Here is an 18,048-nt window from a genome sequence, read left to right on the forward strand (position 1 = left end):
TCCATGGCTCGTCGCGCCGCGTCCCGGTTCACCCCGGAGCGCGGCGCCTCTGGCATTGGGGAAGCTGCGACGGTGCCCGGAGAGGGGTCAAATGCCGTCAACCGCTGTTGACAGCTGTCAACGTGCGCCGCCCAATGCGCGAACCCGGCGTGACGCCGGCAATGCCAATGCGGGAGGCGGTCAGGAAAGCCTCGGCCGGCTGCCCCGCCCAGAACATATGGGGACACGATGAAATCACTCTCCTTCGACACCACCAATGCGCTCTGCGGCGGGATATTGACAGCGGTCGGGCTGTTCTTCACCTGGCAGGCCTTCAATCTCGAGCTTGGCACCGCCTTTCGCATGGGCCCCGGCTACTTCCCGCTGGTGCTCGCGATCATCCTGACGCTGCTCGGCATCGTGATCCTCGTGCAGTCCACCCGCGTCCAAGGCGAGCCCATCGGCCCGATCGCGCTGCGCGGCATGGCCTTCATCCTGCCGGCGCCCATCTTCTTCGGCCTGACAGTCCGTGGCCTCGGCTTCGTGCCGGCGCTGTTCTTCACCGCGCTGATCGCCTGCTTCGCATCGGGCCGGATGAAACCGCTCATGGCGCTGGCGCTTTCACTGGCGCTGACCGCCTTCTCGGTCGCGGTGTTCAGCTATGGCCTCGGCCTGCCCTTCCAGCGCTTCGGCCCCTGGGTCCAGTTTTAGGAGACGCGCGATGGAACTCTTCAGCAATCTTGCGCTCGGTTTCGCAACCGCGGCCTCCCCTGCCAATCTGCTCTTCTGCCTGATCGGCGTTTTGCTCGGCACCTTGATCGGCGTGCTTCCGGGCATTGGCGCCACGGCGACCATCGCCATGCTGCTGCCGATCACCTTCCAGCTCGAACCGGTCTCGTCGCTGATCATGCTCGCCGGCATCTACTACGGCGCCCAATATGGCGGCTCTACCACCGCCATCCTGATCAACATGCCAGGCGAATCCTCCTCGGCGGTTACCGCGATCGACGGCTACCAGATGGCCCGCAAAGGCCGTGCTGGTGCGGCACTCGCCATTGCAGCGCTCGGCTCATTCTTCGCCGGCACCGTCTCGACGTTCCTCGTCGCAGTCTTCGCGCCGCCATTGACCGAGATCGCTCTGAAATTCGGCGCGGCCGAATATTTCTCGCTGATGATCGTCGGCCTCGTCTCATCGATCGCGCTCGCCCATGGATCGATCACCAAGGCTCTGGCCATGGTGGCGCTGGGCCTGCTGCTTGGTTTGGTCGGCACCGACATCTATTCCGGCACGCCGCGTTTCACGCTCGGCATCCGGGAGTATGCTGACGGGCTGAACTTCGTCGCGCTCGCCGTCGGTGTCTTCGGCATCGCCGAAATCCTGCGCAACCTCGAAAGCGAACGCACCCGCGAAGTGCTGATGGCCAAGGTCACGGACCTGATGCCGACGCGGGATGACTTCAAGCGCATGTTCGGACCGGTCGTGCGCGGCACCATCATCGGCTCGGCCCTCGGCATTCTGCCCGGCGGCGGCGCGATCCTTGCTGCTTTCGCCTCCTATACGGTGGAAAAGCGCGTCTCGGACCGTCCTGAAGAGTTCGGCCATGGCGCCATCGCCGGCGTCGCCGGTCCGGAAAGCGCCAACAATGCCGGTGCGCAGACCTCGTTCATCCCGCTGCTCACCCTTGGCATTCCGGCCAACCCGGTCATGGCACTGATGATCGGAGCGATGATCATCCAGGGGATCGTGCCCGGTCCGAACGTGGCGTCCGAGCAACCCGCGCTCTTCTGGGGCATCATCGCCTCGATGTGGATCGGCAACCTGATGCTGGTGGTTCTCAACCTGCCGTTGATCGGGCTCTGGGTGAAACTGCTCAAGATCCCCTATTACGTGCTGTTCCCGATCATCATGGCGTTCTGCTCGATCGGCGTCTACAGCGTCAACTCGAACGTCTATGACCTCTATGCCGTCGCCTTCTTCGGCCTCGTCGGTTACCTGCTGTTGAAGCTGCGCTGCGAACCGGCGCCGCTGCTGCTCGGCTTCGTGCTCGGGCCGCTGCTTGAGGAGAACCTTCGCCGCGCCATGATCCTGTCGCGCGGCGATGCGACGACCTTCGTCACCCGACCGATCAGCGCGATCCTGCTTCTGATCGCGGCATTGGTGCTCATCGTCGTATTCCTGCCGAGCGTGAAGGCCAAGCGGCAGCAGGTCTTTGTCGAGGAGGATTGATCACTGCCAACCATTTTCTCGACAATAGTTATATAAATCAATACCTTAAGACGCCGCGCCTCCAACCGGACGCGCGGCGTTCCCTTGACTGCGGCATTCTGCCCCTGCGCGGTTTGCCACATTGAGCTTTGTCAAGCCGCTCGCCTATCTCTCACTCATCGAAGAAAGAGACGAGGACGAAGCCGAGCAATGACACGCCGCACGAAATCAAGATGGGACAAGACCCTGCGCACCCTGTGCGCCGTGGCTCTTTTCCTGCTGGGTTTCGCCCATCTCGGCCTTGCCTTCGCTGCCCCAATCTCGCCAGCCGATTACGCGCTCTACGCGCTTCCCGACGGATCACTGCCGGATTTCTGTCAAACCGGCATTGACGCCGACGGGAAGGAAAAGCCGGCGCAGAAACATGTCTGCAGTGCCTGCCGGTTCTTCTGGGCGCTGCTAACGCCGCCGGATGACACCGTCGGCGAGCGCCTGCAAGGTAGCCTTGCGCCCACGGCTGCGGTGACCGCCGTACAGCCGCCAACACAGGTCCATTCGCCGAACTCCAGTCCGCGCGGACCGCCCCAAACCATCATCTGGCTTTGAAACCGCGTTGACAGCTGTCAACGCCCTCCTTCGATGTCGGATGGCAGCGAGGCGTCGTGCCTCCTTGTATCCGCAATGCGGACATATCCCATGCCCGAAACCCAATCCACAGTCGCGCCCTCCGCGGCCCCTCCCCTTGCGTCCTTGGGCAGACCGCCGCGTCTTCCCGCCCGCAGCCGTGTGGTCGGTGAAAACTTCACACTGCTTTTTGAAGGTGGCCGCAACCGCTCGCTCTTTCGCTTGCTCGACGGTTGTATCGTCCTCTCTCAACTGCTTGACGACGGCCGCAGGCAAATCACCGATGTGCTCGGTCCCGGCCGGCTTTTCGGTTTCACAATCGATGGACGCAACATCGCCACGGCGGAAACCTTGAGCATCGCGCGTATCGAATCCCTGGGCGATGCCGAACTTCACGCAACCAATCCGGCTGTTGCCAGCGAGTTGAAGACGACGCTGCATCGGCTGCAGACGCATGCCACCCTGCTTGGTCGCAAGACCGCGAGCGAGAAGGTGGCAAGTGCCTTGGTCGAGCTGTCGCGTCTGTTCAATCGCAGCGGCGTCCCTGCCCGACTGAGCTTCCACCTGCATCTCACCCGGGCAGATCTTGCCGACTGGCTCGGCCTTACCGTCGAGACCGTCAGCCGCTGTCTCAATCGCTTCAAGCGCGAAGGCCTGATCGATTTCAACCATCCGAAGACCATGCGCGTGCTCGATCCCGAACGCCTCGAAGCCGCAGCGGGTCTCACCCGCCAGCGGGCGGCCCGCAGCGCGCATCCCCAGAACTGAAGATCTCCGAACAGTCCATCCCCACCCGGACTGCCCCAGAAAAGGAAGAACAATGATTGCCAGACTTGTCTACAACGTGCCGGTGTTCGGCTGGATGCTGAGGGAAGCCGTGCAGGGATCGCAGACGGCAAAAGTCCTGTTTGTGATCAACTGCGCATTGATCTGGCTGCTCGCGATCGTCGCCTTCGGCTACCCGGCGATCATCATCCCGGCGTTGGTTCTTGTGCCAGTCGTTTTCGTGCTCCTGATCCTGATCACCATGGGCTAATGGCTAAAGCCTGTCGCGCAGAAGTGCGCGGCGGTTTACGACAACGACATGCGAAATACCAAAAGCTTAAAGCGCAAGGAGCTAATCTGAACGATCGCGACGCGCTCTAGGTCCTCCCTTGGGCGCCCAGCGCATGGGCTAAAGCACACCCCAGCCGCGGTAGCGTCCGCGGCCGGTCATTTCGCGGATGCCAAGTTCCCGCACGAGGTTCAACGCACCACGCGGCGTCACGCCGACATGCTGCGCGACGAGCGTGGCTGAAACGATCGGTCGCGACAGCACCAACTCGATCAGCGCCGGCAGGCTGCTGTTGGAGCGCCGATCGCGGATGCGCAGCTCCATCTGGGTCTTGGCCAGCGATAGGCGGTCGAGTTCCTTGAGACCCAGATCCGCGGTCACCGTCATCGCTTCCAAGAAGGCGCTCCATCGTGTCACTGGATCTTGCGAGCGCCGTCGTTCGTGACGGACGACCTTTTGTCCGGCGTTGAAGGAGAGGAGATGCGAGGTAACCTTGCCGCGTGATCTCAGATAGGCGCCAACGAGCAGTGAACCCATCCAGTGTTGGCGGCGCAGCGGCTCGATCCGCTCCCAGGCATCGAAGAGCAGCGCGGCGCCAAGGCTGGCCGGCAACTGATCCGCTGTCGCGACCACCTGGCGCCATTCGTCGATACGTGCGTCTTCGTCCCATTCCTCGTCAAAGAGCAGGCCCAGCTGTCCCATGGGCTCCTGTGCGGTCACACGTGCCGCGCGCTCAGCGACTTCGAGCGTATCCTTGTCGTGCGCTTCCAGCAGCTGCTGTGACCGAGCGATCGCCGCATCGATGGCCGCGAACTCGGCAGCCATCGGATTGCCGTCCTCCTCGTCGTCCGCCTCAAGATGACGGTCATTGCCAGTGGCACTCGATTGCAGCTCCAGCCCGGCCTCCGCAGGCATACCGCCGGCATTCGCCGGTGCAAGCTGTTCGCCTCGAAGGGCAGCGAGACCCTGAGGCGAAAACGCCCATGCGGGTTCGGCCAGCCAGATGCGCCGCCGCGCGCGTATAACCGAATGGGCAATCGTCAATTCATGCGTCGGGGCACGGGCATCCATATGGGCATCATGCAACACGAGATCCTCGACATGGACGAGTTCACCGGCAACCCATAGGGCAGCCGCAGCGTCGAAGAAGTGGCCACGCTCGCGGAAGCCGTCTTCGACCGCATGGCGGTTTGTTCGCTCGTCCAGTCGCGCCAAACCATCTTCTGCCGAAATCAGCAGTGGAAGCAGTGTCGGATGATAGGGATCGGGGATCTGGTATCGCATTTCAAACTAAGGGTGCCAGTGTCGAAATGGAACGTAACACGATATTCATTTCCGTCACAGATGCGCGGTATCGCAAGGCAATTTGAAAGAGCGCACCGGCGTTGCGCCGGTATGGCGTAGCCTCCGCGATGGACTTGCTCAATCGTTCGCCGATTGGAGCCTTGTACGACAAGGCCTCGAACTCTGGTGGCAATTGCCGTCGGCTTGCATTGGGCTAAGCGCATCGACTGTTGACAGCTGTCAACGCGCCACGAAGCGATGAGCCGGAAACTCCATCTGGAGAAATCCGCGGAACACTTCAACTGGTTCTCTCGGGAATGACCAAACGATCATCCAGTTCTCCGGGGCAGGGCGGGGCCAGAGGTTCGCCGGGTTGGCTATCGCTTCCATGATCGTCTGCGCTGCCCGCTCCGGCGTTCCGTGATTTGAAATCATCCGCCCGAGCTTATGCAGGTTTCGCTCGACGCCTCGTACGTGCGCCCGACAGCATGCCCCATCCGTTTGCGTCCGACACGGTTCGCTTCCCGATCAATGACACGATCGATTGGCGTCCAAAGCGTGAAGACAAAGTCCGGCGTTTCACGAGGTAGCGCGCTGCAAAACAGATCCAACTTCTCGGCGTCGTCAAAGACATAATCGAAGCAGACCCTGATGGCACCCATGGCCAGACAGGCAGCGGCGAGTGCAGCGCCAGCCCGGTATGTCGAACCGAGTCCTAGGGAAGTTCGAACATCTTCCGGGGCGAAATGGCGCAAAGCGTCGCCGGCGATGTTGATCGTACCGGGATGGCTCCGCGCCAGAACCAGACTTACCGTAGTCTTGCCGACGCCGCTAGGCCCGTTAGGCCAAGGCCCTCGGCCGATTCGTGCCCCAACATCGTTGCCGGAAGTGGAGTGCGGGACCACGCGCTGAACGCAGCATACCGTCTTGAGAGCGGGCGGCTATATCGCTCTTTTATCCACGGAGCTTGTTAAGCTGAATTTCTGGCAGTCCTCGTTCCCGTCCGCTTCGAATTGCTCTTGCCTCGCGCCCAGCCCGCTCCGTTGACAGCTGTCAACATGAGGGGCGCACGCCGAAGCTCAATGTCCCGGCGCCCTTCGACCCCCACTAACGTTCAAAACCTAACCAGTGGAGCCGTCTTTGCAGGCAGCTGTTTCCAATCGTAGAGAGCCATCGGCAAAACCCGCGCTAGCGGATCACCGGCCATTCCCAAAGCCGTCCGAGCGACGGAAGCAAAAGCCCCTTTTCTTTCCAAAAGGGACAAAAACAACAATGTTATCGAGGAGATGGCGGGAGACTCAAATTGAATCCTGAGCACTACAATATCCCAAAGATATCAACGAATCCCTGCGCCTCCAGTTTCCCGCATTTGGTTGCCTTATACAAGCTCGCATCGATCGGCGAGAGAAGTAACGGCTACATCAGAACATCGCACTCAGCTTCCATCAAATGGCCCGTCCTCCATTCATCCAACGACCGAAGCTTGGGCGCGTAGACGTGCCGATAACATTGCCGAGACAGCGAAGGATTGGCTCTTCGCTCGGCGCGTCAGGTCACGTAGATAGGCGCCGGCGGAATGAATGTGCTCAGCTCGCTCCAGAAGGCACGCCAGCACGGTCGCGGTCGTTTCTGGCCCGAGTGTGGCGCAGGCTTCGTTGTAGGCATCAGGGCTGATCCCAAGCATGTTTTTTACGACTGTGGCGGCTGTCAGGAGATCGCGCCAGTTGTCGATACGACCGGATGGGCCGTAGTCGCGGATTTGCGGGCAGGCCTTCAATACGAGTGGCAGCGGTGTAGCACGGATGAGGGGAGGGGTTGCCGGGGGATGCGAGCGACGTTCCGGCAGCAGCGATGTTTCGATATTTGCAGGTGGATCACTCGCATTTTGGCCAACCGGCAGCACATCCGTCGACGCTTTGCGCGAAAATTCCACCCCAAGTCTTTCATCAGCCGGTTCAGATTCAGAAAGATAATCGGATTCTGAATTCTGTATGTGCCGCTCATTTTGGCGTTCATTGGCAGCCGTATTTTGTGTTTTCAGTAGATTTTCCAGACGATTAGTCAGTTCGTCCTGCAGCAGGGCAAGAACAGGGAGGAGGCGCTCGATTTCGGCGATGGAGGGCTTGCGCGAGAGGGACATAGAGACGGCCTGGCAGCGCGCTTCGGCCTCTTCAGCGTAGGCGATATCAGATGGGCGCAACAGATCGATCAACTTTGCAACGTCACGGCGGCAGAGGCTCATGCGTTCACGCATCATCTGAAGGTAACGCCGGTCAGCTTCCAGACGAGCAGCCTCAGCTTCGAACTCGGCCGCGCGAGAAAGCAACGGCGCAAGGTCGAACCCGAATGCCTGGCCAATCGCTCCCTTGCGGTCACGGCGAGCGTAACGCTTACCGTTGGGGCTATCGCGCCGGAGAATGAGGCCAGCCTCGACCAGGGTGGCGAGATGCCGCCGGAGCGTCGTCTCGGCCATGCCGTGTGTTCTCAGGGAAAGCTGAGCGTTGGAGGGAAACACGACGAGACCGTCGGCTGCCTCGAGTTCCGTCTTCGGGTAGAACGACAGCAATGCGTTCAAGACGGCAAGAGAGCGATCGGAAACGCCAAGGTTCGACTTGGCGGCGCAGACCGTTCGAAACAATTTCCATTTATCGACCTTGCCTTCGTCGACGGCCGAAGCGCTGGAAAGTTGGTGCGCCAACATCCCAAGCGACATCGCCCGCCGCCCGAAGGGCGTCGTCACAATCCCACAATCCACTTGTCTTCACCTTTTTCAAGGCAAAAGAAATTCGTTCGCCGAAACGACGTTGAAAACTCTTGACACCGATTCGCGGAAATGGGATTCTCTAGTTGCTACACGAGAGAAGGGTTTCCGCAGCGCTAGTCGTTCGGAAGCCTTTTTCTTTTGCTCTGTTTAGTCTCCTGTTTCCTCTTGGTATTCGAGGTACAGAGATTTGAGCCTCTGCCTCACGAAATCTGCAAAGCCCGGGGCCTTCTTCCTGCTGAAGGACAGCGTCGTTTCGCCATCCGTTTCACGGATCCGGACCGGGGTTGTATCGTCGGGCGCCACCCACGAGATGGCTCTGGCGCGCGCCTTGGAGGCGCTCAGGAAGGCGTAAAGCGTATCAAAACGCTGATCGCTCCCGGCAGCCTGAAATTGTTTGTCTTTGACAAAGACGTCTGCAGCTTCGGCTCTTCCGTCCTGGTCCAGAAGATCGGCGAGTTCGAACCAACGACGCCGACCAATCGTCGGCGCCGGCCCAATCGCCTCGATCAGGGCGGTCGGTAGCCGACGAACGACGGAAATCATCTTCGAAAGTGCCGCCTTGTCGACGCCAAGCGAGGACATGATGATCTCGCGGGAGAAGCCACGATCCTCAAGGCGAGTGGCGAAGAGTGATCGCTCTATGAACGACAGATCCGTGCGAGTGTTGTTCTCCTGCCCCTGAGAGACGACCAACTGTTCGTCGCTGAGATCGCGGACAACCGCGCGGACCTTGCTGCCAAGCTCGCGTGCAGCTGCCAATCGGCGATGACCGTAGGCAACCTGGTAGCGCCCTTCGGCATCCGGATGCGGACGCACGAGGATCGGAACCTGTTGTCCGTGCTCGCGAATCTGTTCTGCAAGAGCGGATTGTGCATCTGCTCCGATCTCGAGACGATCGACGACGAAAGAGGCGTCGATGAGCGCAGGGTCGAGATCGACGATCGTCAGTCCTTCGGCAAGCTGGCGCTCCAATTCCTGGGCGCGCTCAACTTTCTGGGTGATGTTCGACAGGGACCGAGTAATGCCGCCGACGGCGCTTACTTGCCGCGTTCCGACACTCAGGCCGGCGATCGGCCGGGCTGTTGCGAGGCGTTCCAGAGCCGTTTCAGCGTCGTTTCCGGCCGTGTCGTCCGTAATTCCAATCAGGTTCTTACGGGCCATGGATTACTTCCTCCCCCAAACCTGACGGATCAGTTCTTCGATCTCGCCATTGACCTGGTTCAGCGAATCCATGGCGCGGTCGTATGTGCCGCGGACGAATTGCGAGCGTTCGACTTCGTAGAGTGTCTGCTTCGTCACGCCGGCATCGGAGATAGCCGTCGACTTCACCATCGCGTTCTGCAGCATGCGGTTGCCGAAAATGGCGCGCATAAAGCCGGTCATCTGGCTCTGCGGACCGTCATTCGGCTCGAAACGCGTGCCGAGATAGCGCATCCAGTCGTAACTTGTGCGACCTCCGGCCTTCTCGACGACACTCATCAGCTCACTCGTCATCGACAGGAACTGCGACATCGACATGACGTCGAGCATCTGCGGATGCACGGTGATGAGAACGGACGTCGCGGCACAGAGCGCCGACATGGTCAGGAAGCCGAGTTGCGGCGGGCAGTCGATGACGACGATATCGTAGAAACTCTCGATTTCCGCCAATACGTCGCCGATGCGCGCGAAGAAGAGGGTTTCGGCAGCGCCACCTACCATCATTGCCTTCGGCGTCTCATGCTCGAACTCCATGAGCTCGAGATTGCCGGGAATGAGGTGAAGGTTGGCCGTATAGGTCGAACGGACGATGTCCGCGATCGGTCTCGGCTCGTCGTAGCGGATCGCGCCGTAAAGCGTTTCGCCCTCACCAACGTCCAATTCCGGCTGGTGGCCGAAGAGGGCGGAAAGCGAAGCCTGCGGATCAAGGTCGATCGCGAGCGTCCGGTAGCCGCGGAGGGCCAGATATTGGGCAAGGTGGGCGGATGTCGTCGTCTTCGCCGATCCACCCTTGAAATTCATGACCGATATGACTTGAAGCTTCTCGTCGCCGCGGCGATGCGGGACGTATTTCCCGGATTTTCCGCCTTCGTCGAGAACGCGGCGGATGCGCTCGATGTCCTCAATGGCGTACATGCGCCGACCGTTTGACAAGGGCGCCGGGCCGTGGCCCTCTGAGGCCACCTGTCTCAGATAGCCTTCGCCGATTCCGATAAAGGCGGCGGCTTCGGCAGGGCTGAAGAGGCGCATTGCCTTTTGGGCTTGCGGAGGGAAGATCTTCTTTTGATGCTGCTGCAGCTGATGCGCCAGTTCCAAAGCATCGGCAGCCAGAAGCGTCGGCAGATGCTCCTGTTCGTCGTGACCTTGAATTTTCTGTTGCAACATTGGGTTCCCCGAAAACTGCGCAAAAATCGTCATATCGGAACAATATGCGCAGATGCACTATGCTCCGATTCGGTTCGGTTTTACAAATGCATAGCGATCTATACCCAAGGCCGTGATTTGGCGGCGAATGAACCCGGGATCGCTGCTGGTTGTCCGCGGACAACTGAGACTTCGTGGTGAAGTTGCCACGGCTTGGCGGGCCACTTCCCGGCCGAGAGGAGAAGCTCTAAAAGAGTATAGAATTTATAGACTATTGACAGATGAGCGGATTGTGTCACGATTGTGTCTATCAGAGACGTGACGCGAGAAGGTTCGCTATGTTCTATCTTGGTGGAATGACCCTCGGTTATCTGGCGCCGCCGCCACCAAAGGCGACACGGCAATCGCGCGTGGAGGTCGGGACAGCTCCGGTTGAGAAGTCGGACTGCGAAGAGTCTGACCGCAATCAGGAATGGGCGCGTGCATTCCTGACGCCCTGGCATCTTCTCTATTGATCAGCGGGCGGCAGCGGGGCCTTCGCCGCTGCAGCTGTTGACACCTGTCAACATTCGTCTGTTCCGGCCTCCGCCGCCATGGTGGAAAAGCGCGAAACAGCGAGAGAAGGGCTGTTTCACCGCCGGGAAATGATTAAGTTCGGTGTCATGGACACCAAGCAAGACCGAACCGTTTCGAACGATCAGCCCGACGATAATAGCCAAGGACAGCCCTTGTCGTTGCATCAGCGTATCCTCGGGGATGTGGAAGGACGCATCCTCTCCGGGGAGTGGCCGCCGGGTCACCGCATTCCATTCGAACACGAGCTGACCGAACAGTATGACTGCTCGCGGATGACCGTGAACAAGGCGTTGACCGAATTGGTCAAGCGCGGATTGATCGAGCGGCGCCGCAAGTCGGGCAGCTACGTCACCTTTCCGCAGGTGCAGTCGGCGGTCATGGAAATCCACGACGTAAAGCTCGAAGTCCAATCGCTGGGGCTCGACTATAGTTTTCAATTGGACGAGCGAAAGGTTCGCAAGGTGGAGAGCCGGGACGTCGAACGCCTGGATCTTCCGACATCGGCGAGGCTGCTGGATGTAACGTGCCGGCATTTTGCCGGTGGGCGTCCCTTTTGTTTCGAAGAACGCCTCATCAGCCTAGCGGCGGTGCCCGAGGCGGAGGCGGAATTGTTTGAGGCCGCGGCACCCGGTTCGTGGCTGCTTGGCAAGGTGCCGTGGAGTACGGCCGAACACCGCATTCGCGCCGTCGCGGCGAACAAACAGGCGGCGCAGGCGCTCGATATTTCGACCGGCACCGCCTGCCTGGTCATCGAACGCCGCACCTGGAGCGGTCGTGCGCCGGTCACGCATGTACGGCTGACCTATCCCGGCGATCGCCACGAACTCGTCGCTCAGTTCGCGCCGAGTCCGATCGGATAGCCGGCTAACACTCCGCTACCGGCTGGCGACATGCCAGTTGTCCGCGGACAACTGGCTATTCTCCAACCACGCGCAAGACAGGGGCCGGGCCGTTACCGGAAAAGGCGAAGACCTCGATCGGCTCGCCAATGCCCCTGACGGGATAGGAGCCGAGATGCTCCATGCTGGATGCGCAACCGGCCAGTTTGACGAAGGCCCGCGACAGAAGCACCGGCCGCTTCGTTTCCTTGGTCAGGCTCTCCAATCGCGAAGCGATGTTGACCGCAGGGCCGATCACCGTAAAGTCCAGCCGACGGCGCGAACCGATATTGCCGTACATCACGTCGCCTACATGGACGCCGATCCCGTAACCGAGGGGCTCACGGCCTTTTTGGGCGTTGTCCTTGTTGAGGATAGCGATCGCCGCTTCCGCCTCACGGATCGCTTGTAGCAGGTTTTCGGCAGCATTCGCATTGCTGAGCGGGAAGATCGCCAGTAGCCCATCACCCATGAACTTGAGGATCTCGCCGCCGTACCGCTCGATCGGCTCCGACATGGCGTCGAAATAGCCGTTGAGCAGATCGATCACGTCGTCGCGCGGCCACAGGTCGGAGAGTTTCGTGAAGTCGCGCAGGTCGCAGATCAAAATGGCGGCACCAACGGTAACGCCACTGCCGCGCGTCGTGGCGCCGGCGAGGATCTGTTCACTGGCATGCGGGCCGACATAGGTTTCGAGCAACGTGCGCACGAACCGGTTTTTCAGCCGGATTTCGCTGACGAGGGCCAAGGCGGGTAGAAGATCCGAGAGAAGGCCGACGTGCTCATCCTCGAACCCGCCCTCTCGGTCGGTGGTGAAGGTCACGACATGGCGTTTGCCCAGCGTGTGTTCGAGCGGCCACGCAATGTACTCGGTCAGGCCCTCGGCCTTCAGGTCGGCATAAAGCGAGTTTTGAGACTGCTCTTCCGTCAGGGCTTCCAGGTTCGTGCGAACCTCGGTGCCGCCGTTGTTGATCACATAGAGCGGGCTATTGAGGTAGAGCGCGGTGTTTTGGGTCCCATAGTCATAGAGATCGATTTCGGCCTCGGCCAAGCCCTTGCGCCACAGAATGCGAGCACCCAGCCACTGCGGATGGTTGATCCGGAAATGCAACGTTGCGCGCGCAACCGGGACACCGACCGCCTGTAGCCTTTCGCACATGTCAACGAGGATATTGTCGATAAACCGCTCGTTGCGGGTTTCGATGATCAGCCAGTCGAGCACGCTCCGGCGCCGAGCCGGCCAGCTTTCTCCTTCGATCGACGGGGAGGGGGGCTGCGAAGACATCTGCATTTGCAATTCTCCATGCTGGTAGAACGCTCAGCCGTTCCTCCGGCGAACGTTCGCGATGTATCGCTGCAAATGTGGAGCATCGGCGGCGCCTTGATAAGGGGGAAGCCGATAGCTTTTGAGAAAAGGGGATAGTTACGTCCGCATTCACGCCGATTGGTGCGCAAAGTGGCTCCCGTCGAGAAGCGGCAAGTGCAAGCGGACGCGGGCCCCCTGCCACGGGCCGGCAAGGATGTCGACACGGCCACCATGCAGACGGGCGATCTCCCGTGCCAGATTGAGCCCCAAACCGGCGCCGGTGGAACGTGGACGCAAGCGATAGAAAGGCTCGAATACGCGCTCGCGTTCCTCGACAGGAATTCCGGGGCCCTCGTCCTGGATTTCCAACCCGCCCGCGGCATTGACCTGCACGGTGATCGTGCCGGTGCCGCCGCCATGTTCGATGGCGTTGCGCAAGAGATTGGCGACAGCCTGCTCGATCTGGCGTGGCCGAGCGCTGACACGGGCCTCCGGCACCTCGGTTTCGAACGCCAGCTCGTAGCCTGCTTCGAACGCCAACGGCGCAAAGTCGGCGGCGATGTTTCTTGCGAGCGCAACAAGGTCTACCACTTCGAGTGCGCCGCCGGCATGCTCGAGCACCTGCCGGTCGAGGAGCTGTTGGGCGAGGTGAGACAGACGCTCGATATCCAGCCTCAGGCGGGCGCTTTCCGGGGCTTCCTGCAGAAGTTCGGCACGGGTTCTGAGGATCGCGATCGGGGTGCGCAATTCGTGCGCTGCGTCGGTGAGGAAGCGGTTGCGCTGGTCATATCCCTCGCCGAGCCGCGCCAGAGCCTTGTTGAAGGCCCGCACCAAGGGGGCGATCTCGGTCGGTACCTGTTCGGTTTCGAGCTGAACCGCGCGATTGTCGATATCGATGCGGCCGGCCTGGTCAGCGGTCGATATGAGGCTCGCCAAGGAACGCCGAACGACGGCCGGTGCCGTGACCAATGTGGTCACACCCATGACCAGAACGATCGGCAGCAGGAAGCAGAGGATGAGCAGCGCAATCATCGGTACGACCTCGGTCCAGGTCGTCGTGCCGTCGAGGTCGCGTGCCATGTCGACATTGATGCTGATCTGCACGTCCAGCGGGCCATCGTCGCGCCGCGAAGCAACGGTCGAGGTGATGATCTGAACGCGGCCGGCGTCGGTGTCGGCGTTGTGGAGGACCGCGTCCGGTAGCGTTCCGCCATCATCGAAGAGCAGCTTCGCGCCCTCCACACGTCGGAGCAGGTCGCCGCCGCTTTCGTCATAGGGAGGAGGAACGTTTCCCTGTCGGAGAACCTGACCGGCGTCGTCGCGGACGATGAACCAGAGATTGGGGTGGGCCTGGCGTAGCTCGCGCAGCTCTTCGGTCTCACGCACCATCAACGCGCCGCTCGCATCGCGCCCGACGGCGCGGTCGAGAACATCCACCGCCGCTTCATTGTCGACGAGGAGGCGCGGCTGGACGATGAACAATGCCACGAAAAGCAGGCCGATAAAGACAAACAGCGTTGCCGCCTGCAGCAGGATGAGGCGGCGCACGAGCACCCATTGCAGCGAGCGGGGCCGAGCCTTCGTCATGTCGTTGCGCGCAGGAGATAGCCGAGGTTGCGGATGGCCCTGATCTCGACGCCGGCACCGACATCATCGAGCTTCCGGCGCAGGCGTGAAAGATGCGAGTCGAGCGCATTGGATTCGATCTCGTCTTCCATGGCGTAGACCGATTCCTCCAATGTCGCCCTGAGCACGGTTCGGCCCGGTCGACGCATCAAGGCTTCGAGCGCAAGACGTTCTCTGCGCAGGAGATCGAGGGGCTTGTCGTCCACGGCCGCTTCGCGGTGATGGAAGTCGTAGATCAGGCGTCCGACCTTGGTCTGCTCGGCTTTCAATGAGACGGGGCGGCGGGCGAGCGCCCGCAGCCGGGCCATCAGTTCTTCGACGGCAAACGGCTTGGACAGATAGTCGTCGGCACCGGCATCGAGCCCGGTGACGCGGTCGTTGATCGACCCCAACGCCGTCAGCATCAATACGGGCGCGCCGACACCGAGGCCGCGCAGCTTCGGAATGAGGTCCAGGCCCTCGCCATCCGGCACACGGCGATCGAGCACGACGACGTCATAGGGCCAGAGCTCGGCGACGGCTTCGGCATCGGCCAGCGTCGCAACGTGATCGACGATCACCTGACGCCGCTCCAGCGCCGCCTTCAGGGCCGAGGCCATCTCCGGCTCGTCTTCCAGCAGCAGGATGCGCATGCCAGTTCTCCCGATTGCAGGTCTTCCTGAGCAGGTTACTCAATGAAAACATACACAAATTCAAATACTTACAACGAATTCCATCCGCCTCGCCAGTGAGGTTGACGCCATCACTCGCATTCCAGCTTCGGCTGGCGGAAATTGGTGATGTACCAGCGGCCCTGCTGCATGCGCGCGTAGAAGGTATAGAAGCATTCCTGCTCTTCGACGTAGCCCGGCGTCGAGTATTCCTCGTAGCGCATTCCTCGGCGCGTGTCCTTGATTTCACCACTCGATGTGCCGGAGACGACATTCGTCGAGATCTTGCGCCATTGATAGGCCCGTTCGTTCCAACTGAGATAAAGAATGTTCGTCGGCGGACCGTAGTCGATGATGACGGATTCGACCGGCTGGCCGATATAGGTTTTCATGGTGTCGGAAGCGCAGCCGGCGAGGAGCAGCGCGGTAGCGGCAAAACATGCGAGGGCGCGGCGCCCTTTGCTGAAGAACATGACGGATCCCGGTTTGTCCCGCATCGCCAGGCGTCCACCCGGACGCACAAAGCCTGCGGTCGTGCTTTGACCTGCCGCATGCCCGATTGTTATTTCGGGTCGAGGCGGCGACAACCCGCTGCTAAAGGGGCAAGATTACAGGGACATTGCGGGAGGGCGGCGTGTGGCCCGCAGACAGGCCAGCGTCAGATCGCGGAGATGTTTGACGCCTGCCGGAAAAGAGCCGTGAACTGGGTGGCTTCCTGACCGCGAGGCGGTGCAGCTCAGGCGGCCAGATTCGCTTCTTTCTTTGATGTGGCCGTATCGGCTGCGTAAACAAGGCCGGGCTCCACGATCCACTCGCCGGAGCGAAGCGACAACACGTCAAAGCCGCCACCCGCCAGCCGCGGAGCCACGCCGACGAAGCGATAGCAAAGGCCGCTGCCATCCCTTACCGCTTCCCGTATGGGCCTGCCGGCAAGGGAGCCGATCACGGCGCCCTCAAATGCGATATCCGCCAGAATGAAGTATTCCGTCGGCAATCGGCGGCTGGTCTTGGGGCTGGGCTTGAACCCGTTCGTGAATTTCATTGTCTTGCTCGTCGTGAGACGTTCCGGAACCGGGGAGGACCGGTGCCGAGGCGTCTATGCATTTCTCTCGTCGTTGCCACGCGGGGCGCGATGGGCGTCTACCCACCGCTGCAGTCAGGCTGCATATTGCAAAGATAACACGTACCGCATGCCGGCGATGTTCCCGGCGGCACGGCGCGTCTCAAGCCATCGAAAAACGGCGCTAAGAAGGCGGAGCCATCGGGGTTCGCTGCGGCATTTGCGCCGCCTCCTGTTAGCTCGAACCAAGGTAGGAAATCGCTTGGGAAGTCAGGCGCGGGGCATAAAGAACCCATAAAGGCTGGAGCATAGTGGCGTTTTCAGGCAGCGCCTCCGCAGTACCGGCGGAAGGTCGCGTTTCGGATCGGCTGCGTCAGAAAAAATCTTGCCAACACCGTTGTATCGTTTCATTCGGCCATATTCTCGACACCGAGATTGTCGACCTCTTCCCGCAGGCTGGGACCACCCGGCGCTCACCGAGCGCCCGCTTCCGCCTCCTTTTCGGGGAGGCAGGGGCGGGCGTTTTGCGCCTTTCGAGAGATCATCCACTTGTCATACGACAAACCCTCCGGGCACGTCACGAAACGTATCGTGCTGCACTTTCCGGGCTTTGAGCCCTTGGATGCCGTCAGGCACCAGGCGCGCTACAAGCGATCGGCGGTGAAGACCGCCAAGCTTCAGGACTTCGAGGTCGAGGTGGGACCGGTACAGACCGAAGGGCAAAGCCGCTACTTCGATGTCGACAGTCAAGGTGCCGACTGGCAAACGTCGAGCCGCGTCTATGTATTCGATCACGACGAAATCGTCAAAAGCCTGAACGGCCGGTCGACGCTGCGCAGAATGGTTGCGGGATATTCGAGTGCCGCGCGCGTCGTCTGGGAAGGTGGTGCTTTTTCCTACTTCAGGCATGCATGGCGCTTCGGGTTGTTCTTCCTCTTCCCATTCCTGCTGGTGGCAATCGGGCTCGCTCTGAGCGTGCTGATCGTCACCGCGCCCTACTGGCTTGCGCTTGACACATCCCTTCTGATCCTAAGCGCAATCGTTGCCCATATGGCCTTCTTCCGGCTCTTTCTTCCCTGGTCGGACCGGTGGCATACGCTGCACCTTTTTTCCGATTGGGAGCTGGCCGTCGCGGTCGCCAGCCTGGAAAAACCCTATTTCCAGCAGTGGGTTGAGGATAACCTGGCGTCCGTCCGGGCGGCACTAAGCGAGCCGGCCGACGAATACGTCATCAGCTCCCACAGCATGGGCTCAAGCATCGCCACTCAGGTGATCGGCACTTTGGTGGAAAGGGAGCCGAGCCTGTTTGCGGGAAAGCGGGTCGTCTTTGTCACGCTCGGCGGCGCGATCCTGCAATGCGCATTGCTTCGCTCGGCCGAGGTCTTGCGGGCGCGCGTCGGCGCGATCGCCCGTGTGAAGGACATCTTCTGGTTCGATGTCCAATGCCTCACCGATGCGATCAATTTCTACAGATGCCAGGTGGTGGCACTCGCCGGGCACCACGATGCGCCCCAGCCGCCGATCGTCTTCATACGGCTAAAGCACATGCTTTCACCGGAACGCTATCGCAGGATCAAGCGCGATTTCCTTCGGGTTCACCGCCAATATGTGCTCGACGCCGACGTCCGCGCGCCCTTCGATTTTACGCTGATGACGGCCGGACCGCTCCCGGCCGCCTCATTTGCAAATCCGAACTGA

Annotated in this window: 17 protein-coding genes; 8 read left to right on the forward strand and 9 right to left on the reverse strand. The window is 60.8% G+C overall.

Going from position 1 to position 18,048, the window contains the following annotated elements:
* The first annotated feature begins 228 nt into the window (after nucleotides 1-228).
* The 5 genes from AC3WWH_RS08720 (at nucleotide 229) to AC3WWH_RS08740 (ending at nucleotide 3,845) form a co-directional block, all read left to right on the forward strand.
* Nucleotides 229-690 (forward strand): tripartite tricarboxylate transporter TctB family protein, encoded by a 462-nt coding sequence (locus AC3WWH_RS08720; protein ID WP_058322686.1) that lies wholly within the window; start codon nucleotides 229-231, stop codon nucleotides 688-690.
* 10 nt (nucleotides 691-700) lie between these two features.
* Nucleotides 701-2,206: a tripartite tricarboxylate transporter permease gene (locus AC3WWH_RS08725; protein WP_058322687.1), complete on the forward strand. Its 1,506-nt coding sequence runs from the start codon at nucleotides 701-703 to the stop codon at nucleotides 2,204-2,206.
* A gap of 189 nt (nucleotides 2,207-2,395) precedes the next feature.
* The gene (locus tag AC3WWH_RS08730; RefSeq protein ID WP_058322688.1) at nucleotides 2,396-2,791 is read left to right on the forward strand and encodes a hypothetical protein; all 396 of its coding nucleotides are present in this window, start codon (nucleotides 2,396-2,398) and stop codon (nucleotides 2,789-2,791) included.
* A 90-nt stretch (nucleotides 2,792-2,881) separates the two neighbouring features.
* Nucleotides 2,882-3,577: a helix-turn-helix domain-containing protein gene (locus tag AC3WWH_RS08735; protein WP_162752527.1), complete on the forward strand. Its 696-nt coding sequence runs from the start codon at nucleotides 2,882-2,884 to the stop codon at nucleotides 3,575-3,577.
* A gap of 52 nt (nucleotides 3,578-3,629) precedes the next feature.
* Nucleotides 3,630-3,845 carry a hypothetical protein gene (locus tag AC3WWH_RS08740; RefSeq protein ID WP_058322690.1) on the forward strand — a complete coding sequence of 72 codons (216 nt, stop codon included), beginning with the start codon at nucleotides 3,630-3,632 and terminating at the stop codon, nucleotides 3,843-3,845.
* Nucleotides 3,846-3,983: 138 nt separating this feature from the next.
* On the opposite strand, the gene AC3WWH_RS08745 is transcribed toward AC3WWH_RS08740, so the two are convergent.
* The 4 genes from AC3WWH_RS08745 to repA form a co-directional block, all read right to left on the reverse strand.
* Entirely contained in the window at nucleotides 3,984-5,147 is a 1,164-nt protein-coding gene (locus tag AC3WWH_RS08745; RefSeq protein WP_113398775.1) for an RHE_PE00001 family protein, read from the reverse strand.
* A 1,465-nt stretch (nucleotides 5,148-6,612) separates the two neighbouring features.
* Nucleotides 6,613-7,902, reverse strand: coding sequence for a plasmid replication protein RepC (gene repC, locus AC3WWH_RS08750; RefSeq protein ID WP_492376910.1), 1,290 nt, complete (start codon nucleotides 7,900-7,902; stop codon nucleotides 6,613-6,615).
* A gap of 156 nt (nucleotides 7,903-8,058) precedes the next feature.
* Nucleotides 8,059-9,072 (reverse strand): plasmid partitioning protein RepB, encoded by a 1,014-nt coding sequence (gene repB / locus AC3WWH_RS08755; RefSeq protein WP_058322693.1) that lies wholly within the window; start codon nucleotides 9,070-9,072, stop codon nucleotides 8,059-8,061.
* 3 nt (nucleotides 9,073-9,075) lie between these two features.
* Complete coding sequence (repA, locus tag AC3WWH_RS08760; protein WP_373419892.1) at nucleotides 9,076-10,272, reverse strand: plasmid partitioning protein RepA; 1,197 nt, start codon at nucleotides 10,270-10,272, stop codon at nucleotides 9,076-9,078.
* Between the two features lie 320 nt (nucleotides 10,273-10,592).
* On the opposite strand from repA, the gene AC3WWH_RS08765 reads away from it, so the two are divergent.
* Together AC3WWH_RS08765 and hutC are read left to right on the forward strand one after the other, a co-directional pair.
* A complete protein-coding gene (locus tag AC3WWH_RS08765) occupies nucleotides 10,593-10,769 on the forward strand; it encodes a hypothetical protein (protein WP_197417354.1) in 177 nt (58 codons plus the stop codon).
* Between the two features lie 147 nt (nucleotides 10,770-10,916).
* Complete coding sequence (gene hutC / locus AC3WWH_RS08770; RefSeq protein ID WP_058322694.1) at nucleotides 10,917-11,690, forward strand: histidine utilization transcriptional repressor HutC; 774 nt, start codon at nucleotides 10,917-10,919, stop codon at nucleotides 11,688-11,690.
* Nucleotides 11,691-11,745: 55 nt separating this feature from the next.
* Here hutC and AC3WWH_RS08775 read toward each other — a convergent pair whose 3' ends face one another.
* The 5 genes from AC3WWH_RS08775 to AC3WWH_RS08795 all read right to left on the reverse strand — a co-directional run bounded on the left by AC3WWH_RS08775 (nucleotide 11,746) and on the right by AC3WWH_RS08795 (nucleotide 16,332).
* Nucleotides 11,746-12,999 carry an adenylate/guanylate cyclase domain-containing protein gene (locus AC3WWH_RS08775; protein ID WP_058322695.1) on the reverse strand — a complete coding sequence of 418 codons (1,254 nt, stop codon included), beginning with the start codon at nucleotides 12,997-12,999 and terminating at the stop codon, nucleotides 11,746-11,748.
* 144 nt (nucleotides 13,000-13,143) lie between these two features.
* Nucleotides 13,144-14,601: a sensor histidine kinase gene (locus AC3WWH_RS08780; protein ID WP_058322696.1), complete on the reverse strand. Its 1,458-nt coding sequence runs from the start codon at nucleotides 14,599-14,601 to the stop codon at nucleotides 13,144-13,146.
* Complete coding sequence (locus tag AC3WWH_RS08785) at nucleotides 14,598-15,272, reverse strand: response regulator transcription factor (RefSeq protein ID WP_058322697.1); 675 nt, start codon at nucleotides 15,270-15,272, stop codon at nucleotides 14,598-14,600. Before AC3WWH_RS08785 ends, AC3WWH_RS08780 begins: the two co-directional genes overlap by 4 nt.
* A 110-nt stretch (nucleotides 15,273-15,382) precedes the next feature.
* Nucleotides 15,383-15,763 carry a hypothetical protein gene (locus AC3WWH_RS08790; RefSeq protein WP_492376980.1) on the reverse strand — a complete coding sequence of 127 codons (381 nt, stop codon included), beginning with the start codon at nucleotides 15,761-15,763 and terminating at the stop codon, nucleotides 15,383-15,385.
* A 263-nt stretch (nucleotides 15,764-16,026) separates the two neighbouring features.
* Nucleotides 16,027-16,332, reverse strand: a complete 306-nt coding sequence (locus AC3WWH_RS08795) for a hypothetical protein (RefSeq protein ID WP_057251244.1) — start codon at nucleotides 16,330-16,332, stop codon at nucleotides 16,027-16,029.
* Between the two features lie 567 nt (nucleotides 16,333-16,899).
* Between AC3WWH_RS08795 and AC3WWH_RS08800 the strand changes: the two genes are divergently transcribed.
* A complete protein-coding gene (locus tag AC3WWH_RS08800) occupies nucleotides 16,900-18,048 on the forward strand; it encodes a hypothetical protein (protein ID WP_058322699.1) in 1,149 nt (382 codons plus the stop codon).

It is taken from the genome of Ensifer sp. EB106-03-01-XG145, assembly GCF_058792075.1.

What these genes read in the sequence shown, in the direction of transcription:
- AC3WWH_RS08720 (WP_058322686.1), top strand. Translation starts at nt 229, where the DNA reads ATGAAATCACTCTCCTTCGACACCACCAATGCGCTCTGCGGCGGGATA.
- AC3WWH_RS08725 (WP_058322687.1), top strand. Translation starts at nt 701, where the DNA reads ATGGAACTCTTCAGCAATCTTGCGCTCGGTTTCGCAACCGCGGCCTCC.
- AC3WWH_RS08730 (WP_058322688.1), top strand. Translation starts at nt 2,396, where the DNA reads ATGACACGCCGCACGAAATCAAGATGGGACAAGACCCTGCGCACCCTG.
- AC3WWH_RS08735 (WP_162752527.1), top strand. Translation starts at nt 2,882, where the DNA reads ATGCCCGAAACCCAATCCACAGTCGCGCCCTCCGCGGCCCCTCCCCTT.
- AC3WWH_RS08740 (WP_058322690.1), top strand. Translation starts at nt 3,630, where the DNA reads ATGATTGCCAGACTTGTCTACAACGTGCCGGTGTTCGGCTGGATGCTG.
- AC3WWH_RS08745 (WP_113398775.1), bottom strand. Translation starts at nt 5,147, where the DNA reads ATGCGATACCAGATCCCCGATCCCTATCATCCGACACTGCTTCCACTG.
- repB (WP_058322693.1), bottom strand. Translation starts at nt 9,072, where the DNA reads ATGGCCCGTAAGAACCTGATTGGAATTACGGACGACACGGCCGGAAAC.
- AC3WWH_RS08765 (WP_197417354.1), top strand. Translation starts at nt 10,593, where the DNA reads ATGTTCTATCTTGGTGGAATGACCCTCGGTTATCTGGCGCCGCCGCCA.
- hutC (WP_058322694.1), top strand. Translation starts at nt 10,917, where the DNA reads ATGGACACCAAGCAAGACCGAACCGTTTCGAACGATCAGCCCGACGAT.
- AC3WWH_RS08775 (WP_058322695.1), bottom strand. Translation starts at nt 12,999, where the DNA reads ATGCAGATGTCTTCGCAGCCCCCCTCCCCGTCGATCGAAGGAGAAAGC.
- AC3WWH_RS08780 (WP_058322696.1), bottom strand. Translation starts at nt 14,601, where the DNA reads ATGACGAAGGCTCGGCCCCGCTCGCTGCAATGGGTGCTCGTGCGCCGC.
- AC3WWH_RS08785 (WP_058322697.1), bottom strand. Translation starts at nt 15,272, where the DNA reads ATGCGCATCCTGCTGCTGGAAGACGAGCCGGAGATGGCCTCGGCCCTG.
- AC3WWH_RS08790 (WP_492376980.1), bottom strand. Translation starts at nt 15,763, where the DNA reads ATGTTCTTCAGCAAAGGGCGCCGCGCCCTCGCATGTTTTGCCGCTACC.
- AC3WWH_RS08795 (WP_057251244.1), bottom strand. Translation starts at nt 16,332, where the DNA reads ATGAAATTCACGAACGGGTTCAAGCCCAGCCCCAAGACCAGCCGCCGA.